Origin of the sequence: Mycobacterium europaeum (genome assembly GCF_002102155.1) — a bacterium.
GTDB classification, from domain to species: Bacteria; Actinomycetota; Actinomycetes; order Mycobacteriales; family Mycobacteriaceae; genus Mycobacterium; species Mycobacterium europaeum.
The window spans coordinates 18,820-44,645 of record NZ_LQOU01000051.1 but is presented as its reverse complement, the minus strand read 5'-3'; the positions used below and the strand labels follow the sequence as shown (position 1 = coordinate 44,645).

Below are 25,826 nucleotides of genomic sequence, written 5' to 3'. Positions count from 1 at the left end.
GGCCTATAAGTGCTCGATGAGGGCCCGCGCGTCTGCGACGAAGCGCAACAGGTCGTTGAGATGCGTGCAGGTGCTGGTGCCCGTGAGTTCATGGCGGACACGAAAATGTAAATCGGTCAACGTCATTCCGGTGATTCGCTGTGCGCTGGCGACCGCCCCGGGACATTCCCGCCACGGCAGAACACGGGGAACCGCTTCGGATCGAAGAATTAGCCCACTTGTTGGGTCCACGGCCGCGGCGAGCGTGTATTCGTGAATGATCGTTTCCAGGCCGTCGGCGCGCACGTAGGTGTCACGGAACATGGCGTCGATGCTGACCGTGGCGGCATCGTCGTTCTCGGCGACGTCGAGGCGGCGGCGTCGGCGCATGCCGTGAAGCGGCAGCGGCGCCATGTCGTGCCAGCCCGCCGGGTCGGTGGGATCATCGAGTTGGGGAGCGACAGGTCCGGTCACGATCGCGGGGTCGCCGGCTTCGAACGACGACATCAGCAGTCCGCCGGTGACGAACCCCGCACACTGGTCGGCCACCGGCAGATACCCGGACTTGACCCCAGCCCCCAGCACGCCCGACGCCGACAACGCGTGACCGGAGATCAAGGTGGCCACTGGAACGTCGTCGAGCAACGCGTAGAGCAACTCACGGCGCTTCCGCAGCTGCGGTGCGACCCCGTCCACCGCAGCGCGGAAACCGCTCATCGCCGGCGCTCCGGCCAGCCGTGACAGGCCTTCGATGGCCGGCGTGGTGTCGATGTGCTGGACAACGCGGGGCACCAGGTCGATCGTCGCGGTCACTGCTGCCCGCCCGAGTTCGCGAGCCGACCCGTCGCCAGCCGTGAACAGGTCACGGCCAGCGCCGTTCAGATACACCGGATCCAGCGAATTCTCTTCGCGCGTCATGTCGATCGACGTGGTGCGTCGGACCGAGTGCGGCCGCCGCGGCGGGGTGTGGGTGGTGGGTTGGTGCGGGCCGTGCAGCGGGTGCAGCGGGAAAGCGGGTGATCCCAGATCGGTCGCTGTCATGCCTTCTTTCCACCCGAACCTTTGCTTGCTCGCGATCGGTCAGGCGATGCTGACGGTCTTGATGTGAAGAAATTCGTCGAGACCATGGCGGCCGCCTTCCTTGCCCATCCCGCTGATCCCAATGCCGCCGAAGGGCCGGGTCGCGCCCAGGTTCATGGCTCCATTGATGAGCACCTCACCGGTTTCGAGCTCCTCGGCCACCCGGTGGGCGCGGCGCAGATCCTTGGTGAAGACGTAACCGGAGAGTCCGTACGGCGTGCTGTTCGCGATGTCGATGGCCTCATCGTCGTCGTCGAACGCGATGATTGAGAGCACCGGACCGAAGACCTCGACCTGGGCGAGCTCGGAATGCGGGTCGACATCGGCGAATACGGTCGGCTCGAGGTAGAAACCACTGGCGAGCTCACCCTCGATGCGCTTGCCGCCGGTGATCAGGCGCGCACCATCGGCTTGGGCGCGTTCGATCATGGCCAGGATCCGGTTCAGCGCTTCCTCGTTGACAACCGGCCCGGAGATGGTGTCTGACTCGAAGGGATTGCCCACCTTCAGGAATCCAGCGGTGGTGCGCACCCGTTCGACGACCTCGTCGTAAACGGTTCGCTGCACGATCATCCGGGTCGGGAAGGCGCAGCCCTGACCGCTGAGGATTCCCACCGACATCATGGTCCCCACGCCGCAGGCGGTGTCCAGGTCGGCATCGGCGAACACGATGTTGCCCGACTTACCGCCGAGCTCCATGACAGTCGGCTTGATCAACTCGGCGCACGAATGCAGGATCTTGCGTGCCGTCGCGGGTCCGCCGGTGAAGCTGATCTTCTTGACCAAAGGATGCTCGACGAGCGCCGCACCAGCTTCGGGACCGCCCGGCACGACGTTGATCACGCCGTCTGGGATGCCGGCCTGGGCGGCGAGATCGGCGAAGAGTCCCGCGGTGAATGGCGTCAGCTCCGAGGGCTTGACGACGATGGTGTTGCCCGCGGCCAGCGCAGCGGGCACCTTCATGGCCAGTGAGACGAGCGGACCGTTCCAGGTGATGATGGCGCCGATCACGCCCCATGGCTGCGCCAGCGTGTAGCTGAACTCACCGTCAGCGCGCAGTGACGCCGTCACTTCGCTACTGATCTTGTCGGCCCAGCCGGCGTAGTAGCGAGTCCACTCCACCGCGATGGGGATCATGGCCGACGACGCTGGAAGCGGTGAGCCGTTGTCGAGCGCGGCGAGTCGCGCGAAGTCTGCCGAGTGGGCCTCGATCAGATCGCCAAGCTGCATCAGGACCCGACGACGTTCGGCAGGCTTGGTGCGGCGCCAGCCCAGATACGCCTCATGCGCCACCCGCACGGCCCGGTCCACCTCGGCCACCCCGGCGAGCGGAACGTCGGCATCCGGTCGTCCGGTGGACGGGTCGATGTGCTGGTGCACACCGCCGGAGCCGGCGGATAGCCGCTCTGATCCGATTCGCAACTCGACAGCGGGGCGCGGCACCGCGACTGTAGTCATCCGATGTCCCTCTTTCTCGAATCGCTATCGGACGGCGAAGCCGGCGTCCAGCGGCCACGCGGTACCGGTGATGAACTTCGCTTCCTCGGAGACCAGGAAGGCCACCGCGTTCGCGATGTCCTCGGGCATCAGGATCGGGATCGGTAGGGCGTTCTGCATGGCACTCACCGCGGTGTCGCCCTCTTCGAACAACCTCGCCATCGTCTCGTTCATCACCATCCCGGTCGCGACCCCGGTCGGATGGATGGTGTTGACGCGAATGGAGTACTGCGCCAGCTCATTTGCCCACACCTGCATCAGACCGACTAGACCGCGCTTGGAGGCGGTGTAGGCCTGCCCGCCCGCTCTGTCGGTGCCCGTGCCCTTGAGGCCCGCACTGGAGGAGGTGATCACAATGGACCCGCCGCGGCCGCCGGCAATCAGGGCGGGGGTCACGGCTTCGACGGTGTTCCACACCCCGATGAGGTTGACGTCGATGATGTCGCGAAACGTCTGCCGCCTGTCCCCGCCGGCACTCAGCCGTACGACACCGGCGTTGGCGATAACGATGTCGAGGCGCCCGAACTCGGCGAGCACGTCGGCGACGGCCTGCTCGATGGAATCGGCATCGCGCACGTCGGCTTGACGGGCGATGATGCGCCGGCCTTCTTTCTCGACAAGCTTGACGGTCTCATCGAGATCCTCAGGGCTGGCGTTGGGATAGTCGATGGAGTCGATGTCGCGACAGATGTCCAACGCGACGATGTCCGCGCCGTCGGCTGCCAGTCGCACCGCGTGCGCGCGGCCCTGGCCGCGGGCTGCTCCGGTGATGAAGGCTACTTTGCCGTCCAGTTTTCCCACGTGTTCAGCTCCTCATGTTCTGGTTCGGCGCACTGTGTGTGTGAATGCGGGCCTGGCGCAACCCTTCCTGTGCGTCGTCGACCTCGATTGCCCACGTGCCGCAGGAGCAGTAGGCGCGATAGCGGCCGTTCTCGGGCAGGATGGCCTGCCCGTCGCAGGAGCCCCCGGTGTTGGCGATGCTAGTGAGGAACTCCAGGGGTTTTTCGTGCAGGGCGCTGTCGTCGGACATCGTTGTTACTCCGCGTCGCGAGCGGCGGGAAGAGCCCGGAATACCGGGAGCATCCAACCGTCGGCGATCGGGGTGAAGTCCACCTGCACGCGCATCCCGATGGTCACGTCGGTGGGGGCGACGTCGACAATGTTGGAGACCAGCCGGGCGCCCGGCGCGTCGGGCAGGTCGAGCACGGCGGGAACCAACAAGAGATCAGGTATGCCGGGAAAGCCGTGGACCACCGCGAAGCTGTAAACCGTTGCATTCCCACTCAATTCGGGCCAGCTGAGGTTCTTGGATTGACAGTTCGGGCAGAACGGGGTCGGCGGTAGGCGGAACGTGCCGCAGTCGCCACACTGCGGCACCACAAGGCGGTGTTGTCTGGCGGCCGCCCAGAACGGTTCAGTCGTGTCGTTGACCGCGATGCGGATGTGTTCGCTGGGGATCGTCGTGGCAAGCGTCGTGGTCGGCGCGTTCATGCCACACGTCCCAGGATCAGTCCGCTGACCGGAAGGCTGGCCGGTCCGCCGGTGACCAGTGCAAGTTCGGCGTCGGGAACCTGATTGATGGCGGTGCCGCGCATCTGCTCGACTCCTTCCATGATGTGGGTCATCCCAATGATGTAGGCCTCGGAGAGCTGACCGCCGTGGGTGTTCACCGGTATGGAGCCGCCGTGATAGCGGATCGCACCGCTCTCGACGTACGGGCCGCCCTCACCTTTGCCGCAGAAGCCGTAATCCTCGAGCTGCATGAGCACCATCGGGGTGAAATGGTCGTACAACAGGGCGACGTCGATGTCGGCGGCGGTGATGCCGGCTTGCTCGTAGAGTCGTTTAGCTATGGGCTTGTTGCCCGAGGAGGCGAAGTACTCGTCGGGCATCCCCATCCAGGCGAACGCCCGGCCCCACTCACGCACCCCGCCGTGCGCGGCGGCGACCACCGGAACCGGCGGCTGGCGCAGGTCACGGGCCCGCTCGAGGCTGGTGGTGATCACTGCGACCGCACCGTCGGTCTCCTGACAGAAGTCGTACAGGCACAACGGTTCTGCGATCATGCGCGCGTTGAAGTAGTCCTGCAGCGTCAGCGGTTCGCGATGCATCGCCTTGGGCCGGTTGGCCGCGTTGGCCCGGGTCGAGATGGCGATCTCGGCGAACGCCTCTCGACGGGTGCCGTACAGATACATGTGTCTTCGGGCCAGCACCGACATCAGCTGACCAGGGCCGAACAGCCCCGACGGTTGCAGGAACGAGTTGATCGGGTCGGGCTCCATCGCCGAAAACACCGATCCCAGGCGCTGTTTGGACTGCTGCAGGGCCATCAAGGTCACCACGACGGAGGCGTCGCCGGAGACGATCGCCGCTCGGGCCAAACCGATCGCGCCGGCCGAGCCCCCGCCGCCCGACGTCAGCGCCGCGGTGAAGCGGACTTCCGGAATCCCGAGGGTCTCCATGAAGTCCGCGGTGTCCATCTTCTCGGTATAGCCCGCACTGGCGCCCGAGTAGTAGGCGAAACCGTCGATGTCGGTGACGGCCAGACCGGCGTCTTCGCAGGCCGCCAGGATGGCCTCGCCGGCAAGTTCGGTCGTCGTCTTCGGCAGCGATCCACCGCGTTTGTAGTACGGCGTCGCACCGATTCCGACGATCGCGACGTCACGCAAGCCCGAGTTGTTTCCCACCGGTTCAGTGGGTTTCGGCCGGCACGGGCGGCACGTCGGGGAACAGTTCGTAGAACGCGCCCTGGGTGATCCGCAGCCGGGTTTCGTCGCTGATCCCGTCGAAGAGGTGTTTGAGCGTGTCCTGGGTATGCCCGAAGGTGCCCTCCATGTGCGGGTAGTCGCTGCCGAACATCACGTTCTTATAGCCCATGTGCTCAAGCGCGGCGACGGCGGTCTCGTCATGCTGGAAGGAGGCGTACACCTGGCTGTACAGGATCTCCTTGGGCGATCGATCCAGCTTGGGCCGCACTGCCATGTGATGTTGACGGTAACCTTCGATCATCCGGTCGCCAAGGAACGGAACCCAGGTGGCGCCGCCCTCGGAGATCAGCACCTTCAGATTCGGGTGGCGGTCCAGGGCACCGGAGGCCACCATCTTCATCGCGGCTCGTTGACCGGAGAACGTGGTCTCGGTGTAGTTCATCACCGCACCCCCCGGACCGCGATAGACCATGCCGGCCCCGCCGGTCGCACCGCCGATCGTCATGTCGACCGGATCGGTGCCGATGTGGAAGGCCAGCACCATCTCGGCTTCTTCTGCCGCCGCCCACAGCGGCTCCCAGTCGGTGCGGTGCCAGTCCGGCGCACTGGGATGCGGGGTGGTCGGCAAGAAGACGGCCTTGAAGCCCTTGTCGGCGGCCCACTGCAATTCCTCGACAGCGTCCTGCACGATCAGTGTGGAGACCTGCGCGGTGACGACGTACCGGGGTGACACGGCGGCGATCTCCTCCAGCGCGTACTCATTGCTGACCCGCATGCAGGCCTTGAGCAATTCGGGGGTGCGGAAGCTCGACGCCCACATACCCAGCGACGGAAAGATCACCTCGGCCCAGACACCCTCCTTGTCCAAGTCCGCGAGGCGCACTTTCGCGTCACGGACACCCTGGGGCTTGGAGCTCTCCTCGACGAACTGCACCATTGCCGACGAGGGCAGCTTGCGTCGGAAGATCTGACCGTCGACGTGCACGGTCTCCCACTCGCCGTCGTCGTCCTTCTCGGCGCGGGGCGTCAGATCCGCGAGCTTCTTGGGGAGTCGGGATTGCCACAGGTCGTCGGGTTCCATGAAGTGCGAATCGCCGGAGTTGGTCCAGATAAAGCTCATGTGTCCTCCACGGGCTGCGTTGTGCTGCTTGCATCGATAGTGGCAGTTCCGGCGACGGAAGTCCAGATTTTTTAATAAAGAAGTATTAGTATTTTTGGCGCGCGCAACCAGGTAAGACTGGGGGACGTCGAAGGAGGCCTGATGGCAGGACCGGGAACCGAAAGGCCCGCTACCGCGCGCCGTCACAACGCCTCGGGGGAGTCAACCCGCGTGATGCTGATGGAGGTGGCGGAGCGGTTGTTCGCCACCCGGGGTATCGAAGCGGTCACTCTCCGCGAGATCCAGGAAGCCGCCGGCCAGTCGAACACCTCGGTGATCCGCTACCACTTCGGCTCGCGGGACGGCCTCATCCGTGCTCTCATCGCGTTCCGCCTGAGCACGCTCGGCACCGAGCGGCAGGAGATGCTGGCGCGGATGCGTGATGAGGGTAGGGAGGCAGATCCTCGCGCCGTGGTGTGGCTACTTGTGCGTCCGCTGGCCAACAGCATCAAGGCGGGAGAGATGTTCGTGCCGTTCCTGGCTCGGCTCAGCGAGGACCCCAGGGCACGCTCGGATTACTGGCCGGATCACGTCGATGACGACTGGACCCAGGAACGACTCGAAGAACTCGTCGAAGCCGCATTGCAGGACCTGCCCGAACGGGTTCGGCTTGGCCGCACGTTCCAGCTCTACATCAGCCTGCTCAACGTGCTAGCCGAGTCGGCGCGGTCGGGTTACGGGATCAGCGAGGCTCAGCTGCACAATTACGTCGACGGTTGGGTCGGCATGCTGACCGCGCCGGTGTCCTACGAGACCCGCGGCCTGTTCGCCGAATCGTCAGATTCCTAGTGGCGTCCGCCGACGATCTTGCGCGCGTGCAGATCGGCGATCTGCACCTCATCGAGGCCGATTTCGCGCAGCAGCGCGTCGGTGTGCTGTCCGATCGTGCAGCCGGCATCGGCCTTGGTGCGTGAGCGTGAGAACCGGTACAGCGGCGCCAGCCGCCGGTGCTCGTCGAAGATTGGGCTGTGGGCTTGCACCGAATACCCGGCGTCGAAGTACGGGTCGGTCTGCAGGACCAGTTCCGAATTGCGTTCCACGACTTCAACACAGCCGACATCCTGTGAGGACAGTTCCTGTTCCCACTCCAGCTTGGTCTTGGTGGCGAACACCGCGCCCAACGTGTCGGCCAGCGCGGCATCGTTGTCCGTCCGCAACGAAGCGGTGGCAAACCGCTCGTCGGTGTCCACGTCGACATAGGGTGCCATCGCCTTGGTGAGGGCCGGCCACTCGTGCGCCAGCGGCGCGGCCAGGAACACCCAGCCGTCGGCGGCGCGATACATCCGGTACAGGGCATTGAGCCCGTAGAAGTTCTCGTCGGCCGCCTGGATCTCGGGCCGGCCGACATAACTGGTGTTGTTGGGGATCAGTGCCTGCAGGGTGGTGCCGAGCATGGTGGTCACCATGTTCGGCAGCTCGATTCCCCGACGTTTGGCATACAGCCCGACCATCAGCGCCGAGGCCACCCCGAGGGCCGCGATCCCATCGGATTGAACCGCGGGCACGGCGCTGCCCGCGTGCAGTGTCACAGCCCTGCGATGAGTGTCGTCGAGATCTGTCGGGGGCACCGCGGCGTGGCGGCTGTCGATCAGCGACAGACCGGACGCCGCTCCGATGGACGGGGCATAGGCGGCCCGATGCGCGTACGGCCCGTCGACGCCGTACCCGGAGGTGCTCAGGAACACCAGGTCGGGGTTGATCGCTTTCAGCGTCGCCTCGTCCACCTTGGCGCGATTGGCGGCCTCGCCGCGGAAGCACTGGAGCACCATGTCGGATCGTTTGGCGAGCTCGTAGACCAGTTCCAGGCCCTCGGGTTGGGTGAAGTCGACGGCGAAGCTGTCCTTGCCCTGCAACACTTTCGCGCCACCGGCTTCCGGAAAAGCCACGAGGTTACGGATGTTGTCGCCCTCCAGCGGCTCGACCTTGATCACTCGTGCCCCGAGATCGGTCAGCAGGGTCGCGCCGTAGGGGCCGGCGAACATGCTGCCGAATTCCAGGATCGTCACGCCCGCCAGCGGCAGGGTGTCCACGACCCCGCCCGGTTCGGTCGCATCCGCCGCGGGCCCCGGGAGTCCGGACGTCAACAGGTCGTTGTGTTCGCCCACGCGCGGCGCGGGTCGCAGTGTGGTCAGCGGTTTGCCGGCCGCGTGGATCAGCGTGGACGGCTGGCGCACCGGCCCGAGGTCTGGGTCGGTCACGGTCACGCTGCGGCCCTCGTGGATGACCTGTGGGTGATCCAGCGCCTCGTCCGGGGTCCGGAACAGCTCTCCGCTGAGGTCGTGGTTCGCGCCCATGGCCGATTCCCACTCGGCGAGGGACCGGGCCCGGACCCGCTCAATCATCAGGTCCCACCACTGTGTGCGCAGCTCGGCCGTGGGCAGCATCGGGAAGCCCTGCCATTTGGGGTCGGCCAGCTCGGACAACAGGTCGAGTTCGGTGAGCCAGGCCGCCATGAGCGTCGGCGATACCTGGGCGAACTGCAGCCAGCGGCCGTCCTCGGTGGGCGCCACCAGCAGCGCGTAGATCAGGTACGCCTGCGGGCGTCCCTGTTCGTCGTAGGCGGCGTCCATCGGCTCGAAGGCACCCGGGTACCGCTCCAGCACCATCTCGTAGAACCAGTTGTACGGGTCCATCGACCCCACCCCGGTGACCAGGTTGGATTCCACCACCTGACCGCGGCCACTGGAGCTGCGCTCGATGAGTGCGGCCAGGATCGCCTGGACGGCGGCCTGTGCGGCGCCCCACGATGCATAGGGAAACGAGATGTAGGCCGGTCCCGGCCTGCGGGTGAGGTCCCGCTTCTCGTGCATGACACCGGTCTTGGCCATGATCAGCGCTTCCCAGCCCTTGTACTCGCGCCACGGGCCGGTCGAACCCCACCCGGTGATCATGGCGACCACCAGGCGCGGGTAGCGTTCGGCCAGCACGGCGGGGGTCATGCCCAGGCGCTCGGCGGCGGCCGGGCGCAGGGTGCTCACCAACACGTCGGCGCGTTTCAACAGTTCCCGCAACTGATCCAGGTCGGCGTCGTCGTGCAGATCCAGCGTGACGCTGCGCTTGCCCCGCAGAAGTGCTGGCCATCCCGGCAACTGCCGCAGCGGGCTGCCGTCGGGCGGCTCGACCATGATGACGTCGGCTCCGCAGTCGGCCAGGAACTGGGTGGCCTGCGCACCAGGCAGCGTCGTCGACAGATCAACGACGACCACGCCTGCGAGTGGGGCTGTGGACTCCGCTTCGGCTGCCGCCATGATCGCTCCCCTTGTGACGGCCGGGTGTGTGACACACTCATGTGACCGATGCCACGCCAGCTTGGCAGCGCCAGAGATTAATGTCAATCCATTACTTCAGTGGTCGCTACGGGCTGGCGGACAGTGGACGGTGGCGAACCGTTCTCTTCTACGCCCTCGCGGTAACGCCGCGCCCCGCGTCGACGCCGACGTCAGACCGAAACGTAATCTTCGGAGACGCGATCGACCACGTCCGGTGTGGGGCGTCGTAGATGCCGTCGGGCGGCCACATGGAAACCGGCGATCTTGGCGTCGAGTTCGGTGCGCGACGCTGGGCCGGTGTCGTGCGCCTTGTGTAATGCCCGACGACTCAACATAGACGAAAACACATAGACGGAAACCTACGAATAGTTATATATTCAGCTACTAAGCCGTGGAGTCGGAAAGCGGGAACCAATTAGCGGTGCTGTGTCCGGGGCTCATTCGATGCCAGGCGTGGATGGGGGTGGCAGTCATTGAAACCAGGTAGCCTGTCGGTCGCCTTGCTCGTCGCGGCGGCTGCGGTTGGCGGAGTCGCGGGAACGTTAGCATCGCGGGCACGTGCCGCTCCGGCACCTGAGGTGGAGTACGTATATGACGTTATGGTGCGGCGGCACTACAACTTCCCAAATAATGACGCGCTCAGCTACGGTCACGGAATCTGCGACAAAGTCACCCGAGGCGAACCCTACGCCCAAATAATGGGTGACGTGAAAAGTGACGTGACTCCTGACGACGAGTTCGCGGCCAACTACCTTGTTTCGTATGCGGTTAATTTATTGTGCCCCGCCGAAATCTGGCAGCTGCGGAAGTCGGCTGTGGGTTACCAACCACCTGCGGGTTAGGCACGGCTGATCTCCCGACTATCAGAGCAGTATCGGGTCGATGTCAGCGTGGCAGGTGGCGAATGGTCAACGTGACCGCCGGATCGATCGTGTCGTGACCACCCCGCGCTGCCAGTCCCGGTTCCGCTAACGAGCGCCGAGACGCGGCTTTTCTCAGCTGCGCCGGCCACGGTCGGCTTTTTGCCGATGACGGGGTCGGCCAGTTCCCAATCAATTGCTGAAGCGTGGCAACCTGGATCGTATGCCCTCGTTGGGGCGCTATCAGGACGGTTGGATCGATGGTGGCAGCATTCGGGATCTCGGACCGGAGGACAACGAGTGCACCTGATAATATTTAACTGTTTAATTCAATAGAACCACTAGACGCCGCCGCAGCGCCGTGGGTAGCCTACACCCATGCCCGGCTCAGTTTGGTCGCACATTGACTAGATTCAAGTCGGTCCCACATCCGCTTGCAGTGAGGGCGAGCGGATCCGAGCGATTCTGCGCCGCAATCACATCGGCTGTAGCTCTGGTGCCCGGGTGCCGTGTCGATGCTTCAAAATCCGAGTATGCGATCGCGGTCAAGGTAGTACCTCGTCGGATAAGGTCCGTCGCCGCCCAGTGGCGCCTACCGCCACCTCGTGGCTAACAAGGAGGAGTTGGACAGTTGGACATGCAGTATCGGCCGCTATCCCTGTCTGTCTTGGTGGCTGCCGCCGGCGCCCTCCTGGGAGTTCCCGTCGCACATGCGGATGGCGACAACAACACGCTCATACCGAACAATAAGCGACTCAACGACGGTGTCGTCGCCAATGTCTACACTATTCAGCATCAGGCGGGCTGCACCAACGACGTTCGGATCAACCCGCAACTGCAACTCGCTGCGCAGCGGCACACCGAGGATGTGCTGAACAACCGTGCGCTCGACGGTGACATCGGCTCAGACGGGTCCACGCCGCAAGACCGTGCCAATGCGGCCGGCTTCCATGGTCCAGTGGCGGAAACGGTGGCGATCAATCAGTCAATCGCAATCAGCGGCAACGATTTACTCAACCGGTGGTACCACAACCCAGCCTATTTCAACATCATGTCCAATTGCGACCACAGCCAAGTTGGGGTGTGGTCGGAAAACAGCCCGGACCGCACCGTTGTGGTGGCGGTCTACGGACAGCCACAAGGGAGCGGGGGCACAACGCCGGCGAGCACCCAAGGGCAGAATATTCCGCTTGACCCCACCCCCGACTATGACGCGAGCGACGAACTCGAGTTCGGCCTCAGATGGCTGCCCTGGATCCTAAGGGGCGTGTATCCACCGCCAGGCTATCCTCCGGAATAGGGCAGGAATCAACCGTCGTTGGCGCCCGCACTGAGCCTTAAGCGGCGACGGCTCTGCTGGAGTTTGCGCTACGGATCGCTCGACGTAAGTGCGCGCAAGCCATGATCCAGTTCTGGCCGGCGATAGCTGGGTAGCCCTAACACGCAACCTTGATCGTGAATGTGCCGACTGCGTTCAGGCTGGGGTTGTTCGTGTCGAATCCCTTTGCGCTGCCACGGATTGTGTAGGTGTAACCACTTATGGTTACCTCGGCTTTGCCTTGGAGGTCTTGGTTAAAACTGCCGGTGAAGCCGCCCAGATCGTTGATGTTGACGGCTTTGGCCGTGAGCGCCTTCTCGTTGGAGACAAACGCCTGAGTGCCTGTCGAGGTGTCACCGATGGTAATGGTGGTTAACGATCCTGCCGGTATGCATATCACCGCATGGGTCTCCGGGAGAACCTGATCGTTGATCGTCACCTGCGCAGTTCCGGCGGGTAATGTTCCCGGTTGTGGTGCTGCTTTTGAACCCAGCGAGCACGCGCCAAGAATCGCCGCTATCAAAACGGCTGCCGACGCAGCGCTGAACCGCTTCTGCACAAGCGCACCTCGCTTCATTTCGCCACCTATACCGAGCCCACGCGGAGAGCAATGTAGCCACCACCCCGGACCCGTCGGCGGCAGACCGCTCAGCGAAGTGAGCTGTGAGCATAGTCGAAACAACGGTATCCGACTTTGGTGCCGTAGTAACGGGACATCACGATGCATTAGTTGAAGCGGTTGCGTCCGAAAGTTGGTGTAAAAGCACAGGCCGGTTCGCGGCTTCGCCATCAGCATACGGGCTGAGGAACTCAGGCGACAGGCCCGCCCGCTGCTGCCGCGGGGGCGGGTTTTCGTTCACCCCGCTCCAGATGCTTTGGCAGCCCCCCGGGAGCGACACTGCAGGGCCGAGAGATGTTCAGCCGTAGAGGGTTTGGGCGGAGTCGGTCAGTGCATTAAATTAAACGCGGCGTCGAGGCGGTGTTGACGGCGCCCGGTTGGGTTCGTGGTTGGCTTCGGCGGCCACGAACTCGATCAGCTCCTCGAGGTCATCTGCTCCGGCCAGCAAGGCAGCGCCGTCTGGGTGGGCGCGCATGCCGAACGCCAGCCGCTCACAGTCGGGGTCAAGCAACACCAGCTCGGGTAACGCGGCGGCGGTCTGGTCGCTGACGATGACCTCGTCAACGTTGCCGGCAACGCTGAGCCGGCGGCGGCGCAGGTCGTATGGGGGACCAGTTGAAGAACACTTACTTGCACCTCTGTGTCGATGCGGACGTGCTCGAACAAGACGTCAGCATCGCTGCGATCAGCCGAACGTCATGATTGGCGATCGATGCTGTCAGGCCGCAATCGAGTCGTGTCCTGGCCCGCACGGATCAGCGCTGGACGAACATGGATCCTGCTGGAAAAAGAGGGACTTTCGGCTCGATGCTGCAATGCGGATAGTCTCGCCTTCCTGGCGGGCACGGCCAGCGAGATTGCTCGCCGCCGGCGCTGACGGCCCAGCCGCCATAACCGTGGGTTGACGTGATCGACTCGGCTACCGCGGAGGATTTAGCGAGGCGACGAGCAGGTTGCGCAGCACGCCCTGGTTACCACCGTCTTCAAATACGGCGGGTTGGGCAATAAGGCTAAAGTTGATGCGGACAATCCAGCGCGCGAGGGTGTCGGCGCGAAGATCGCTCCGAATCTCGCCGGCAGCGGCAGCAGCCTCGAGGCGCCGAACGAGCGCGTCAGCGAGTTTGGCTCTCCACAACTCGGAGCCTTCGGCGGCGTGATAGGCAGCACCAAGGGCTTGGTGGTCGTCAACTAGTGATCGCATTATCGGTGAGCTGCGGGCGATGTCGATCCCCTGTAGGCATGCTGCGACGAGCTGAGTCAGAAAGGGTTCGTCAGTCTGCCAGCATTGTTCAATGGCTTGCAGCGTGGTGGCGAGCACTCGCACAAAGGAGGCTGCTAACAGTGCGTCCTTGTTCGGGAAGTAGTAATACACCGTCGACCGGTGCACACCCGCGCGCCGGGCAATGTCGCCCATGCGAGTACGTACTGGCCCCTTCTCGGCGTAGCAAGCATCGGCTGCGCTCAGCAACCGTTCGCGCGCCTCGTCGTCGTCCGCAGGCGCGTCGGCGCTCCTCGAACTCGCCCGATGTTCTCTGGGGTGAGCGGCCACAAGAGCACACTACGGCCTTCGTGGCAGACAGTTGGCGCGATAACAACAAGCCACTGCCTGCAGCTCAACGCTCGATAGCTGCTTTGCCCGTGTGGAGGAGTTCTACGGCGGCTCGCCACCGCGCCACCGGCCGTCCCGGGTCCGCCGCTGCTGACTGATGCAACACGATCGGCAGCGACTGGTACCGGACAACACCTACCACGTGGCGGTGTTAGCAGCAGCCTGGGTCTAGAAGTGGTGGAGGGGCTTGACGATTAGCTGGCAGTGTCAGCTCATCACAGCAGGCAGTTCCCACTGCTCCCAGTTCGCCGCAAGTTAGGCTCCGCTATCACTCAAGCGGCTACCCGGACAACCGGCAATCAGGGCAATGCGGCACGTACACCACCGACGTTATATCCGACCAGTTAACCGGGTGGCAACGATCGAGCAGCGAGTGCGACTCACTGGGTTTCAGTACCGGGCAGACCCCTTGAGATTCTTCAGCAAATACTCCTAAATAATCACCTAATGATACAACCCGATATATAGATAGATAATTTGCTGAGGAAGCTACGGCCGGCGCCTTTCCTGTTCACGGGAGCACCGCCGACCCTCGGAGCAATAAAGCCTAGACGGGCCGACTGGCTAGCCGCGAGCAGCGATTAATTGCCCAGCCTGGTCGGGGCCACGTTGGTAGTTGTGAGGATGCACTAGATAATGAGGTTCGGCGCTCGGAGGAGCCGCGGCCGCACCGACCGATGTCAAGTTCTCAGGCTTGCCGCCGCGCATAAACGCTGTTCACAGCTTCGCCAGTGCATCGACACCGGCCGACGGCTGCTGGGCCCGCGTCGGACTTGTGGGCTGGCGGGCCGTCCAATGCTGCGTCCAACGCCGTTCGGGACCGGGATGTCGGGATCGGACTGCGAGGCATGCCCCACCACCCATTCGGTCTGATTTACGTCGGATCTCTTTATTGCTTTATTTGTATAGGATACACGACAAAGACGAGCCATAGGCGCTACGGGAATTTCCACGAAACGTATTGCTTATCAGTCAATGAATAAATCCAAAAGAGTGGCGCTCACAAATCGCTCTGCGAATGTCGTAGTTTTAATTTATGTGAATCATTTCGTGGCTGAGCGTGCGGAAATAATGCGCACCTCCAGCAACCATCGTAGCCACAGGCGGTCACCCTGAAGTGGCGGCGTAATGCCGCGACGCCCAGAAGGGTTCTACCTGCTCAGTCAGGCGCCACGCGGCTATATCTGCGAGGTCCTGACGTGGACAGCGCTATCTGGCGGTGTGGAGAGGCAATGCCTAAGGGGGGCCCAGGTCGTAGAGATTGCGACATTCACGGTAACATTGTCGGATCTCGCAGCAAATCGAGATAGCTCCACGGATGTCCGCTGGGTCGGTTTGTTAAGAATAGCGATTCCTATGTTGCTTTGCCTCAATCTCATGGTGTAGCGTCCCGCTGTGCTGTGGGCCACACATTAGAAGGCGGCACCGGGCCGTCTTTCCGCTGCGGGGAGGATTCATCGGTCGAATGCGGGCTGAGATTAGATACCAACGGGTGTGCTAGTGGTGGAAATGGACACAGTTCCTATTCCTGCGGCCACCGGTGCGCCGGCGCGGGTCGAGGCGCTCCTGGTTGCCAGTCCCTTGGCGGCTTCCGCCGGCAAGCCGCTGCGCGAGGTCGGCAGCTTCTTCGCATTGTCGCTGGACATCCTGGCGCAGATGGCCCGTCCGCCCTTTGCTTGGCGTGAGTTCATCCATCAGGCGTGGTTCGTGGCCCGGGTGTCGGCGGCCCCGGCCGTCTTCTTGGCGATCCCGTTCAACACCCTCGCGATATTCATCACTAACGTCCTGCTTGTTGAAATCGGTGCTGCCGACGCATCGGGAAGTGGCTCTGCGCTGGCCGCCGTGGTGTACATCGGCCCCATCGCGACGGTGCTCGTAGTTGCCGGTACTGGCGCGACCGCGATGTGCGCCGACCTCGGCGCTCGCACGATCCGCGAAGAACTTGACGCCATGCGGGTGATGGGAATCAACCCGGTCCAACGGCTGCTGGTGCCCAGGGTACTTGCGCTCGGGCTCAACGGCTTAGCCCTGAACTCCGTCATGACTATCGTCGGCTTGGTCACCAGCTATGTCTTCTCGGTCTACTTCCAACACGTCAATCCCGGCTCCTACGCAGCGAGCCTGACGCTGCTCGTCGGGCTGACCGACGTGGTCATCGCCTTCGCCAAGTCGATGCTGTTCGGCCTCATTGCCGGTTTCATCGCTTGCTACAAGGGCGTTACCGTAGGTGGCGGTCCGCAAGGTGTCGGCAACGCGGTCAACGAAACCGTGGTGTACACGTTTATGGCGTTGTTCGTGATCAATGTCGTGCTGACCGCGGTCACCGCAAAGGCGACGATGTGAGCGCGCTCCCGGCTGCGCAGCGGCTACCACAGCTGACGAATTTTGTGCGCCGTTTTGTCGACGGATGGAACCGGCTCGGAAGTCAGACCGCTTTCTATGTTAGAGCGCTCGGCTTTGTCTGGGAGGCTATCGTCCGCTACAAGGTGGAGACGCTGCGCCTGATAGCCAATATGAGTCTGGGCGTCGGCGCGCTGGCAATCATCGGCGGCACCGTAGTCATCGTCACTACCTTGACGATGTCAACCGGTGGACTCGTCGGCATCCAGCTGTACCGATCATTGTCCGATGTCGGGGTGCAGGCGTTAAGCGGTTTCGCGTCCGCCTACATCAACACGCGAATCAGCTCGCCGCTGATCGCCGATATCGGACTGGCTGCGACGATCGGCGCGGGTGCCACCGCACAACTGGGCGCTATGCGGATCAACGAGGAGATCGACGCGCTCGAGGTGATGGGCATCCACACGATCACCTACCTGGTCTCAACCCGAGTATTAGCGGGTGTAATTGTCGTGGTTCCGCTGTGGTGTTTGGCGGCACTGTCCGGGTATCTGGCCACGCGCGGCCTTGTTGTTTTCGTCTACGGGCAACCTCCCGGTGTCTATGACCACTACTTCCATACGTACCTGCAACCAACCGATCTCATTTGGTCGCTGCTGCAAGTCATCGCCTCCGCGATAACGGTGATGTTGGTGCACACGTACTACGGATTCAATGCCACGGGCGGGCCGGCCGGCGTCGGTGAGGCAGTCGGTCGTGCCGTGCGCACCTCACTGATCGTCGCGGTGGCGGTGACGTTGGCGGTGGCGCTGGCCGCCTATGGCATTTCCGGCAACTTCCACCTGTCCGGGTAGCGGCAATGAAGAGCAAACGTCGTGAGGCCGGCCTGCATCCGGCGATCTGGACCTTTATCCTTTTGGCCTCCATCGGTGCGCTGACCGTGCTGACGGTCGGGGCATTCAACAGGGACTTCAGGCCCTACGCCCGGGTGACGTTGGCATCTGACCGCGCGGGACTGGTTATGGAACCCGGCGCCAAAGTGAAGTTACGCGGCGTGCAGGTCGGCCGGGTCGCGTCAATTCAGCCGGGCGATCCGGTGAAATTGCAGCTGGAACTGTACCCCGAACAGCTCGAATACATTCCCGCCAACGTCACCGCCGAAATCACCGCCCCCACGGCATTCGGCGCCAAATATGTGGACCTGCTTACCCCCGCGCACCCGAGCCCGCAACGGCTGGCGGCTGGAGCGGTGGTGAAATCGCGCAACGTGGGCGTCGAGGTGAACACAGTGTTCCAGAATCTTGTTGGGGTGTTGAACCAGGTCGACGTCCCCAAACTGAACGCCGTGCTCACTGCGCTTGCCGACGGGTTTCGCGGCAAGGGTGAAGCGATCGGCGAGGCCACCACCGACCTCAACCAGGTCCTGATGGCGATCAATCCGCGCAGCGAGACGGTCCGTGCCGACTACCGCGCCCTCAAAGGGTTCAGCGACACCTACGGAGCGGCCGCAGGCAACATCGTGACGGTGCTGGACGCTGCCAGCACGACAAGCGTCACGATCACCGATAGCGCAAAGCAACTCGACTCGTTGCTGCTTAATGTCAGCGGCCTTTCCCGCGCCGGCACCAACTTGATCGGCCCGAACAAGGACAACCTGGTGCACGGCGCCAACTTGCTGGAGTCCACCTCGCGGCTGCTGATGAAGTACAACCCGGAACTGACCTGCACGCTGGTCGGCGGGAAAAACGCCCTCGATTTCGGCTCTCGGGATTCTTCGGGCGGCGCCAATGGATATTCGGAGATCTTGGACGTCGCGTTGCTGCTGGGCAAGGATGCCTACCGCTACCCGGACAATCTGCCGATCAACGACATCAAGGGCGGCCCCGGCGGCCAGCCAGGATGTGGCTCGTTGCCCGACGTTGCCAAGAACTGGCCGCAGCGCTACCTCGTCACCGACTCGGGGTGGGGCACCGGAATGGATGTGCGACCCAACCCCGGTATCGGCTTCCCCGGCTACGTCGACTATTTGCCAGTCACCAGGGGAACCCCTCAACCGCCCAGCATCCGTCACCCCGGCGGCCCGGCCCCGGGTCCGGTCCCTGGAACGGCTGGATACTCGAGCCCGGCACCCTACGGTGCGCAGCTCTACGCTCCGGACGGAACGCCGCTGTATCCCGGCCTGCCGCCGGCGCCTCCGTCGGGTAGGCCGCGCGAACCCGGCCCCCCGCCGGCGGGTTCCGAACCGTTCGTGCCCTCAGTGCCGTCCGGAGTGCAAGCCACATGCGGAATCCTCAACCAGCCATGCGTACCGCCACCGCCGCCTGCCCCTTGAGCCTTTGACGGCCGACGGTGAGAGTCAACAGAAGCCATAGAGGAAGGCAGATATGCGAGAGAATTTGGCGGGCGCCACCTGGCGCCTCGCCATCTACTTGGTCGTGTGCCTGGTCGGCGCGTTTGCGCTGGTCGCCGTCTTCGGCCAGCTCCGCTTCCAACCGGAGAAGACCTATAAGGCCATTTTTGCGAACGTGTCCGGGCTGGAGGGCGGAAACTTCGTCCGCATCGCCGGGGTCGAGGTCGGCAAGGTCAAAAACATCACCATCCAGCCCGACGCGACCGTGCTCGTGGAATTCTCCGCCGCCGACTCGGTGATGCTCACCGAGGGGACGAGGGCCGCCATCCGCTTTGCTGATCTGATCGGGGGCAGATATGTAGCACTTGAGGAGGGCGCCGGGGGAGTGAAGAGAATTCATCCGGGAGCGACCATCCCGCTGAGCCGCACCGAGCCGGCGCTGGACCTCGACGCGCTGATCGGCGGCTTCCGGCCCCTGTTCCGCGCGCTGGACCCCGATCAAGTGAACAAGCTGACCGGCCAACTGATCGCAGCCTTCCAGGGCCAGGGCGGCACGATCGGTTCATTTCTCGCCCAGGCCGCGGCACTGACCAACACCCTGGCCGACCGGGATCAACTGATCGGTCAAGTCGTCACCAACCTGAACACCCTGCTCGGTTCGCTCAGCGGGCAGAGCAAGCAGTTCGCCAAGGCCGTCGACTCGCTATCTGAACTCGTCGCAGGCCTCAACGCCCGCAAGCAGGACATCAGCAACGGGGTGGCATATGCCAACGCCGCTGCCGGGTCGATCGCCGATTTGCTAGCACACGCCCGCCCGCCGCTGAAAAAGGTTGTGGCTGAGACGGACCGGACCGCCGGAACCGTGCTGAGCGATCGCGATTTCTTCGACAATTACCTCAACACATGGCCCGACGCGTACAAAATTCTGAACAGACAGGGCCTAACCGGCGACTGGTTCAGCTTCTATCTGTGCGATGTCGTGCTGAAGGTCAACGGTAAAGGGGGCCAACCGGTGTACATCAAGGTCGCCGGCCAGTCCACCGGAAGGTGCACGCCGCGATGAAAACCTTTTCCGAACGCAACCCGCTCCGCATCGGCGCCATCGGCCTCGGCATCACCGCTGCTGTCATGTTGATATCCCTGAACTACGACAAGCTGCCGTTCTTCAACACGGGCAAAAGTTACTCGGCCTACTTCGCCGAGGCCGGTGGCCTAATCCCCGGCAACGCCGTTCAGGTGTCGGGTTTGCGGGTCGGTCAAGTCTCGGGCGTCGAGCTGGACGGACCCCGGGTGCTGGTTAAGTTCCACGTCGCCGGCAACGTGCGCCTCGGTGACCGCACCGAGGCAGCAATCAAATTGAAGACCCTTCTCGGCAACAAGGTCCTCGAGGTCACCCCACGTGGAGATGGAAAGCTGACCGGCCCGATACCGCTCGACCGGACCAGACCGGCCTATCAATTGCCCGACGCGTTGGGTGACCTCACGACAACCATCAGCGGGTTGAATACCGATCAACTGTCCAACTCGCTGGCCGTGCTGGCCGACACGTTCTCGGACACCCCACCCGACCTCAAGGCCGCGGTGCAGGGGCTGGCGCGATTCTCCCAGACACTAGACGAACGCGACACCCAGCTGCGAAACCTGTTGAGCAACGCTAACAAAGCGACGAAGGTGCTGGCCGAACGCAGCGACGAAGTCGTCAAGCTGATCGCCAACACCAACGCGCTTTTAGTGCAACTGAAAAGCCAGAGCAGCGCGCTAGACCAGATTTCCAACAATCTCTCCGCGGCGGCCCAGCAGGTCAGGGGCTTCATCGCCGAGAACCGCAACACCCTCAAGCCGGCGCTGGACAAGCTCAACGAGGTCCTAGCCATCGTCGACAACCGCAAAGAACGCGTGCAAAAGGCACTCACAGGGCTGAACAGCTTCTCCTTGAGACTCGGTGAAACGGTGTCGTCCACGCCGTTCTACAAAGCGTATGTCGCCAACCTGCTGCCCGGCCAGTTCGTGCAGCCGTTCATCGACGCGGCCTTCTCCGATTTGGGCCTGGACCCGAACGTGCTGCTGCCCTCGCAGCTCACCGACCCGGAGGTCGGCCAGCCGGGCACACCGCCGCTACCGATGCCCTACCCGCGGACCGGTCAGGGCGGGGAACCACGCATGACCATCCCGGATGCCATCACCGGCAACCCCAGCGACCATCCGTGCGGTTTACCCGGGGTGGCGTTGCCCGGCCCTGGCTGCTATCCGTATCGGGAGCCGCCACCCGCACCGCCACCCGGCGGACCGCCGCCAGGGCCTCCCGCGCTTCCGAGTCCGCAGCCGGATCAAGGCGGTGGACAGTGAATTCACGAAACGCCAAGATCGGCTTAGCCGTGGCGCTAGTAGTACTACTGATCGGCGGCATCGTCACGGCGGTGCGGTCGGCCAGCGGCATCGGCCGAACCACTGTCATCGGATATTTCGCGGATAGCACTGGCCTCTACAACGGGGACGACGTTGTCATTCTCGGCGTGCGCGTCGGCAAGGTCGAGAAAATCGAACCGCAGCCCAGCCGCGTCAAGATCACCTTCTGGTACGGCGAGAAGTACAAGGTGCCCGCCGACGCCAAAGCCGTGATCCTGTCGCCGTCCCTGGTGACGCCACGATCCATCCAGTTGACCCCCGCCTACACGGGCGGGGCAGTGATGCGGGCTGGGGCGGTGATCCCGCAGGACCGCACCGCGGTTCCGGTCGAATACGACGACCTGCGCCAGCAGCTCGAGAAACTGACGCAGACACTACAGCCCACCACACCGGGCGGCACCAGCACTTTGGGGGCGTTCATCAACACGGCCGCCGAGAATGTGCGCGGCCAAGGTCCAGACATCCGCGACACCATCATCAAGCTGTCACAGGCGGTATCCGCGATCGGCGACCACAGCAACGACCTGTTCACCACGGTCAAGAACCTGTCGATCCTGGTCTCTGCACTACATGACAGCAGCGACTTGTTGCGACAACTGAACCAGAACCTGGCCGCGGTGACGAACCTGTTGGCCAACGATCCCGACGAGGTCGGAAATGCGGTTCGCAACCTCAACGAGGTGGCCGACGACGTGCGAAACTTTGTGGCCGATAACCGCGAGACGCTGGGGACCACCTCCGACAGGCTGGCGTCGGTGTCACAGGCGCTCAACGCGAGCCTCGACGACATCAAACAGGTTTTGCACGTCGCCCCGACAGCCTTCCAGAACTTCCTCAACATCTACCAACCCGCGCAGGGCGTATTGACCGGCACGTTGGCGGTGAACCAATTCGCCAACCCGATCCAGTTCCTGTGCAGCGCAATAGAAGCGGCCTCGCGCCGGGGCGCCAAAGAGTCAGCGAAACTCTGTGTGCAGTATCTGGCGCCGATCTTTAAGAACCGTCAATATAATTTCCCGCCGCTGGGCGAGAATCTTTTCGTCGGAGCCACGGCGCGCCCCAACGAAATTACCTACAGCGAGGACTGGCTGCGGCCCGATTATGTTCCTCCGGGGCCAGCAGCGCCCGCCCCCGCCAACCCGCCGCCGGCAAACACCCCAGTGCAGGCCTCACCCTCGCCGCTGGCGGCGCAGGCGCCGGCGGCGGCCGCCCAACCGGTGCCGACCAATCCAGCCGACGGCCTGCGCGGGATGATGGCGCCGCACGGAGGTGGGCAGTGAGCCGATCACGGTGCTTGTCGCGCGCAGCCATAGGGGTGGTGGCGGTACTTGCTTTGGCGACGCTGTCCGGCTGCGGGTTCCGCGGCGCGAATTCGCTTCCGCTGCCGGGAACCAAAGGGGGTGGCCCGGGTTCCTACACCATTCAGGCGCAGATGCCCGATGCGCAAAATCTGGAACGGAATTCCCGGGTTCGGGTCAATGATGTCACTGTCGGCAAGGTGACCAATATCGAGCTTCAGGGCTGGCATGCGTTGGTGACCATGACGATCGACGGCAACGTCGACCTGCCCGCCAACGCAACCGCCACGGTCGGGCAGACCAGCCTGCTGGGGTCGGTACACGTCGAACTGGCTCCACCGCCTTCTGGGATCTCGCCCGAAGGCAAGCTCAAAAACGGGTCGCTGATCCCACTGTCGTCAGCCGGCACCTACCCGTCTACCGAACGGACATTGGCCGCGCTTTCGCTGGTGCTCAACGGCGGCGGTCTCGGCCAAGTCCAGGACATCACCAAAGCCTTGAGCACCGCCTTCACCGGCCGCGAGGAGGACTTAAGAAGCCTGCTGGGACAGCTCGACACGTTCGTCGGCTACCTCAACGACCAAAAAAACGACATCATCGCCGCAACGGACAGTCTCAACAACCTGGTCGGTCAATTCGCCGACCAGAAGCCGGTGATCGACAGGGCGGCCAAGACCATCCCGGATGCGTTGAGCGTGTTGAAAGACGAGCGGAACGCCCTGGCCGACGCGCTCGGTGACCTCAGCAGATTCGGCGCACTTGCCGCTGACTCGGTCAACAAGACCAAGGAAAACCTGGTCAAGGAACTCAAGGACCTTGGCCCGGTGCTGCAGTCGCTGGCTGATGCCGGGCCGGCGCTGACTCGATCGCTGGATTTCTACGGGACCTTCCCGTTCCCCACGAGCACACTCAGCAAATGGATACGCGGCGACTACGCGAACCTGACTGCCATCATCGACCTGACGCTGAGCCGACTCGACTCGTCATTTTTCACCGGTACCCGGTTCGAGTGCAATCTGACTGAGCTAGAGCTGCAGTGGGGCCGCACCATCGGCCAGATGCCCAGCCCATGCATGGCGGGAAGCCAGTACAATCCCGGTAACCCGCTGGTTGTCCCCTACCACTTCGATCAGGGGCGCTGATCTCATGCTCACCAGGCGAATCAAAATCCAGCTGCTGGTTTTCACGGTTGTCAGCCTCACCGCGGGTACCATCATGTTCTTCGACTACATGCAGGTCCCGACCGTGTTCTTCGGGGTCGACCGCTATACAGTCACGGTGCAGCTCGCCCAGGCCTCTGGCCTCTATCCCGGAGGCAACGTCACCTACCGCGGAGTGGAGGTGGGCCGAGTGCGCGACGTGCGATTAACCAATAGTGGCGCCGAGGCGGTGCTGCAGTTGGATTCCGATGTTCGTATCCCCGCGGATCTGAGCGCCCAGGTGCACAGCGTGTCCGCGGTCGGCGAGCAATATGTTGAGCTGCTGCCGCGCACCGGAAAGGGGCCGTCGCTGACAAACGGCGACGTGATCCCCGTGGACCGCACCTCTATTCCGCCAAGCCTCAACTCGCTGCTGCAGGCGACCAATCGTGGCCTGAACGCGATCCCGCGCGACAACCTCAAAACGGTGGTCGACGACTCCTATGCCGCCGTCGGCGGGCTCGGCCCAGAACTGTCCCGGCTGGTGAATGGGACCTCGAAGCTCGCGATTGACAGCCGAAAGAACCTCGACGCGCTCGTGACCTTGATCGACGGGTCAAAGCCACTGCTGGACAGCCAGATTCAGTCATCGAATGCGGTGCAGGAGTGGGCCGCCCACCTGGCGACCATCACGTCGCAGCTGCGGGACAACGACTCCGCGGTCGCGGGCCTGCTTAGCACCGGCGGCCCAGCAGCTGCCGAGGCCCGGCAGTTGTTCGACCGGCTCAACCCCACATTGCCGATCGTGCTGGCCAATCTGGTCAGTGTTGGGCAGGTGGGGGTCACCTACCGGGATAACCTGGAAGCTGTCCTGGTGGAGTTACCGCAGGGGGCGGCCGACGTCCAGGCGACGGGGGTGCCCAACAGGAACACCAAACAGGATTACCTGGGTAGCTACCTCGCCTTCAACCTGAACCTCAACTGGCCGCCGCCATGCACCACGGGGTTCCTGCCCGCCCAGCAGCGGCGGTCTCCCAGCTACGAGGACTACCCGGATCCACCTAAAGGCGACCTATACTGCCGGGTGCCGCAAGACTCGATGCTCGACGTGCGCGGCGCGCGCAACCTGCCGTGTGAGACCCGCCCGGGCAAGCGCGCCCCGACGGTGAAGATGTGCGAAAGCGACGAGACGTATGTTCCCCTCAATGATGGGTGGAACTGGAAGGGTGACCCGAACGCGACGTATACCGGGCAGGATGTCCCGCAGCTCAGGCCAGGAGAGGAGCCGTCCGGGCAGGCCCCACCACCGTCGCCGCCGGGTCCGCCACCACCTCCCATCGCGGCTGTCCAATACGACCCAGCCACCGGCATGTACGTGGGGCCAGACGGGCGTATGTATACCCAAGCAGACCTGGCCCACGGGGCCACAAAGGAGCAAACATGGCAGAGCATGCTGATTCCTCCCAAGAGGAGCTGAGTGAAACGGGATCGGCGGCGATAACCTCGGCCGGACACACCGACGAGGGTTCGTCGGATTTGCCCAACCAGGTCACCTCGAAGGAGAAGAGCGCCGCGGCGGCACTCGCATCGGCGCAGGCGGCGGAAGACTTGACCGACGAAGCCGACGATTACAGCCCCGCGGTTGATGACGAAGTCGACGATGCCTCGCAAGAGGCTGCGCCAGTCAACAAGCGGATGTCGCCGCTACGGCTGGCAACAGTGTTGGGCCTGGTCACAGTCGCCGCCCTGGGGGCGCTGGCCGGGTGGTTCGGGTTTCGAATGTATCAGTCACACCAGGCCCAAGAGCAGCGCGAGTTCTTAGTGCAGGTCGCAAGGCAAGGGGCACTGAACCTGACGACGATCGACTGGCAACACGCCGATGCCGACATCCAGCGCATTCTGGACTCGGCGACGGGCACTTTCTACGACGACTTCTCGAATCGATCGAAACCCTTCATCGACGTCGTCAAGAAAGCGCAGTCGAAGTCGGTAGGAACGATCACCGAGGCGGGCGTGGAGTCGCAATCGGGCAACGAAGCCCAAGTTCTGGTTGCTGTGTCCGTGAAGACATCGAATCTCGGTGCGGCCGAACAGGATCAGCGACATTGGCGAATGCGAATCACCGTGCAAAAGGTCGGAAACGATGCGAAAGTCTCCAACGTCGCCTTCGTGCCATGAGGAACTTCCAGCTCGGC

General features: G+C 63.5%; 23 protein-coding genes. 12 read left to right on the top strand and 11 right to left on the bottom strand.

Going from position 1 to position 25,826, the window contains the following annotated elements; translation table 11 throughout:
• Positions 1-3: 3 nt before the first annotated feature.
• The 7 genes from AWC03_RS22090 to AWC03_RS22060 are packed head-to-tail and all read right to left on the bottom strand — an operon-like array spanning position 4 to position 6,384.
• A complete protein-coding gene (locus tag AWC03_RS22090; protein ID WP_211279266.1) occupies positions 4-1,020 on the bottom strand; it encodes a DUF2889 domain-containing protein in 1,017 nt (338 codons plus the stop codon).
• Between the two features lie 39 nt (positions 1,021-1,059).
• A complete protein-coding gene (locus AWC03_RS22085) occupies positions 1,060-2,517 on the bottom strand; it encodes an aldehyde dehydrogenase family protein (protein ID WP_085242836.1) in 1,458 nt (485 codons plus the stop codon).
• 24 nt (positions 2,518-2,541) lie between these two features.
• Positions 2,542-3,357 (bottom strand): mycofactocin-coupled SDR family oxidoreductase, encoded by an 816-nt coding sequence (locus AWC03_RS22080; RefSeq protein ID WP_085242835.1) that lies wholly within the window; start codon positions 3,355-3,357, stop codon positions 2,542-2,544.
• Between the two features lie 4 nt (positions 3,358-3,361).
• The gene (locus AWC03_RS22075; protein WP_085242834.1) at positions 3,362-3,586 is read right to left on the bottom strand and encodes a hypothetical protein; all 225 of its coding nucleotides are present in this window, start codon (positions 3,584-3,586) and stop codon (positions 3,362-3,364) included.
• A 5-nt stretch (positions 3,587-3,591) separates the two neighbouring features.
• Positions 3,592-4,047 carry a Zn-ribbon domain-containing OB-fold protein gene (locus AWC03_RS22070; RefSeq protein ID WP_085242833.1) on the bottom strand — a complete coding sequence of 152 codons (456 nt, stop codon included), beginning with the start codon at positions 4,045-4,047 and terminating at the stop codon, positions 3,592-3,594.
• Positions 4,044-5,243 carry a thiolase C-terminal domain-containing protein gene (locus AWC03_RS22065; RefSeq protein ID WP_085242832.1) on the bottom strand — a complete coding sequence of 400 codons (1,200 nt, stop codon included), beginning with the start codon at positions 5,241-5,243 and terminating at the stop codon, positions 4,044-4,046. Before AWC03_RS22065 ends, AWC03_RS22070 begins: the two co-directional genes overlap by 4 nt.
• Positions 5,244-5,247: 4 nt before the next feature.
• Complete coding sequence (locus AWC03_RS22060) at positions 5,248-6,384, bottom strand: amidohydrolase family protein (RefSeq protein WP_085242831.1); 1,137 nt, start codon at positions 6,382-6,384, stop codon at positions 5,248-5,250.
• A 141-nt stretch (positions 6,385-6,525) separates the two neighbouring features.
• On the opposite strand from AWC03_RS22060, the gene AWC03_RS22055 reads away from it, so the two are divergent.
• Positions 6,526-7,212: a TetR/AcrR family transcriptional regulator gene (locus AWC03_RS22055; RefSeq protein WP_085242830.1), complete on the top strand. Its 687-nt coding sequence runs from the start codon at positions 6,526-6,528 to the stop codon at positions 7,210-7,212.
• Here AWC03_RS22055 and AWC03_RS22050 read toward each other — a convergent pair.
• Positions 7,209-9,671, bottom strand: a complete 2,463-nt coding sequence (locus AWC03_RS22050; protein ID WP_085242829.1) for a CaiB/BaiF CoA transferase family protein — start codon at positions 9,669-9,671, stop codon at positions 7,209-7,211. The two genes, AWC03_RS22055 and AWC03_RS22050, sit on opposite strands and share 4 nt — an antisense overlap.
• Before the next feature lie 509 nt (positions 9,672-10,180).
• Between AWC03_RS22050 and AWC03_RS22045 the strand changes: the two genes are divergently transcribed.
• Both AWC03_RS22045 and AWC03_RS22040 read left to right on the top strand, forming a co-directional pair.
• Positions 10,181-10,534 carry a DUF732 domain-containing protein gene (locus AWC03_RS22045; RefSeq protein WP_211279275.1) on the top strand — a complete coding sequence of 118 codons (354 nt, stop codon included), beginning with the start codon at positions 10,181-10,183 and terminating at the stop codon, positions 10,532-10,534.
• 655 nt (positions 10,535-11,189) lie between these two features.
• Positions 11,190-11,852, top strand: coding sequence for a CAP domain-containing protein (locus AWC03_RS22040; protein ID WP_085242827.1), 663 nt, complete (start codon positions 11,190-11,192; stop codon positions 11,850-11,852).
• 136 nt (positions 11,853-11,988) lie between these two features.
• Here the strand turns inward: AWC03_RS22040 and AWC03_RS22035 are convergent, their stop codons facing one another.
• The 3 genes from AWC03_RS22035 to AWC03_RS22025 form a co-directional block, all read right to left on the bottom strand.
• A complete protein-coding gene (locus tag AWC03_RS22035) occupies positions 11,989-12,429 on the bottom strand; it encodes a lipoprotein LpqH (protein ID WP_249025941.1) in 441 nt (146 codons plus the stop codon).
• Between the two features lie 400 nt (positions 12,430-12,829).
• Positions 12,830-13,003 (bottom strand): hypothetical protein, encoded by a 174-nt coding sequence (locus tag AWC03_RS22030; protein ID WP_249025940.1) that lies wholly within the window; start codon positions 13,001-13,003, stop codon positions 12,830-12,832.
• 405 nt (positions 13,004-13,408) lie between these two features.
• Entirely contained in the window at positions 13,409-14,038 is a 630-nt protein-coding gene (locus AWC03_RS22025; protein WP_249025939.1) for a TetR/AcrR family transcriptional regulator, read from the bottom strand.
• A 1,569-nt stretch (positions 14,039-15,607) separates the two neighbouring features.
• Here AWC03_RS22025 and AWC03_RS22020 point away from each other — a divergent pair.
• The 9 genes from AWC03_RS22020 to AWC03_RS21980 are packed head-to-tail and all read left to right on the top strand — an operon-like array spanning position 15,608 to position 25,809.
• On the top strand, positions 15,608-16,441 hold the full coding sequence (locus tag AWC03_RS22020; protein WP_085243109.1) for an MlaE family ABC transporter permease: 834 nt from the start codon (positions 15,608-15,610) through the stop codon (positions 16,439-16,441).
• The gene (locus AWC03_RS22015) at positions 16,438-17,292 is read left to right on the top strand and encodes an ABC transporter permease (protein ID WP_085242824.1); all 855 of its coding nucleotides are present in this window, start codon (positions 16,438-16,440) and stop codon (positions 17,290-17,292) included. The genes AWC03_RS22020 and AWC03_RS22015 overlap by 4 nt, the downstream gene beginning before the upstream one ends.
• A 5-nt stretch (positions 17,293-17,297) precedes the next feature.
• Complete coding sequence (locus tag AWC03_RS22010; RefSeq protein ID WP_085242823.1) at positions 17,298-18,770, top strand: MCE family protein; 1,473 nt, start codon at positions 17,298-17,300, stop codon at positions 18,768-18,770.
• Positions 18,771-18,822: 52 nt separating this feature from the next.
• On the top strand, positions 18,823-19,851 hold the full coding sequence (locus AWC03_RS22005; RefSeq protein ID WP_085242822.1) for an MCE family protein: 1,029 nt from the start codon (positions 18,823-18,825) through the stop codon (positions 19,849-19,851).
• Positions 19,848-21,134 (top strand): MCE family protein, encoded by a 1,287-nt coding sequence (locus AWC03_RS22000; protein WP_085243108.1) that lies wholly within the window; start codon positions 19,848-19,850, stop codon positions 21,132-21,134. Before AWC03_RS22005 ends, AWC03_RS22000 begins: the two co-directional genes overlap by 4 nt.
• The gene (locus tag AWC03_RS21995; RefSeq protein ID WP_085242821.1) at positions 21,131-22,474 is read left to right on the top strand and encodes a virulence factor Mce family protein; all 1,344 of its coding nucleotides are present in this window, start codon (positions 21,131-21,133) and stop codon (positions 22,472-22,474) included. Before AWC03_RS22000 ends, AWC03_RS21995 begins: the two co-directional genes overlap by 4 nt.
• Positions 22,475-22,527: 53 nt before the next feature.
• Complete coding sequence (locus tag AWC03_RS21990; protein ID WP_276328781.1) at positions 22,528-23,634, top strand: virulence factor Mce family protein; 1,107 nt, start codon at positions 22,528-22,530, stop codon at positions 23,632-23,634.
• Between the two features lie 4 nt (positions 23,635-23,638).
• Entirely contained in the window at positions 23,639-25,108 is a 1,470-nt protein-coding gene (locus AWC03_RS21985) for an MCE family protein (RefSeq protein ID WP_085242819.1), read from the top strand.
• Entirely contained in the window at positions 25,072-25,809 is a 738-nt protein-coding gene (locus tag AWC03_RS21980; RefSeq protein ID WP_085242818.1) for a DUF1109 domain-containing protein, read from the top strand. The genes AWC03_RS21985 and AWC03_RS21980 overlap by 37 nt, the downstream gene beginning before the upstream one ends.
• The last annotated feature ends 17 nt before the right edge of the window (positions 25,810-25,826 follow it).

Bases quoted from the DNA above. Each gene is read 5' to 3' on its own strand.
- AWC03_RS22090 (WP_211279266.1), bottom strand. From the start codon at position 1,020: ATGACAGCGACCGATCTGGGATCACCCGCTTTCCCGCTGCACCCGCTG.
- AWC03_RS22085 (WP_085242836.1), bottom strand. From the start codon at position 2,517: ATGACTACAGTCGCGGTGCCGCGCCCCGCTGTCGAGTTGCGAATCGGA.
- AWC03_RS22075 (WP_085242834.1), bottom strand. From the start codon at position 3,586: ATGTCCGACGACAGCGCCCTGCACGAAAAACCCCTGGAGTTCCTCACT.
- AWC03_RS22070 (WP_085242833.1), bottom strand. From the start codon at position 4,047: ATGAACGCGCCGACCACGACGCTTGCCACGACGATCCCCAGCGAACAC.
- AWC03_RS22060 (WP_085242831.1), bottom strand. From the start codon at position 6,384: ATGAGCTTTATCTGGACCAACTCCGGCGATTCGCACTTCATGGAACCC.
- AWC03_RS22055 (WP_085242830.1), top strand. From the start codon at position 6,526: ATGGCAGGACCGGGAACCGAAAGGCCCGCTACCGCGCGCCGTCACAAC.
- AWC03_RS22050 (WP_085242829.1), bottom strand. From the start codon at position 9,671: ATGGCGGCAGCCGAAGCGGAGTCCACAGCCCCACTCGCAGGCGTGGTC.
- AWC03_RS22040 (WP_085242827.1), top strand. From the start codon at position 11,190: ATGCAGTATCGGCCGCTATCCCTGTCTGTCTTGGTGGCTGCCGCCGGC.
- AWC03_RS22020 (WP_085243109.1), top strand. From the start codon at position 15,608: ATGGACACAGTTCCTATTCCTGCGGCCACCGGTGCGCCGGCGCGGGTC.
- AWC03_RS22010 (WP_085242823.1), top strand. From the start codon at position 17,298: ATGAAGAGCAAACGTCGTGAGGCCGGCCTGCATCCGGCGATCTGGACC.
- AWC03_RS22005 (WP_085242822.1), top strand. From the start codon at position 18,823: ATGCGAGAGAATTTGGCGGGCGCCACCTGGCGCCTCGCCATCTACTTG.
- AWC03_RS22000 (WP_085243108.1), top strand. From the start codon at position 19,848: ATGAAAACCTTTTCCGAACGCAACCCGCTCCGCATCGGCGCCATCGGC.
- AWC03_RS21985 (WP_085242819.1), top strand. From the start codon at position 23,639: ATGCTCACCAGGCGAATCAAAATCCAGCTGCTGGTTTTCACGGTTGTC.
- AWC03_RS21980 (WP_085242818.1), top strand. From the start codon at position 25,072: ATGGCAGAGCATGCTGATTCCTCCCAAGAGGAGCTGAGTGAAACGGGA.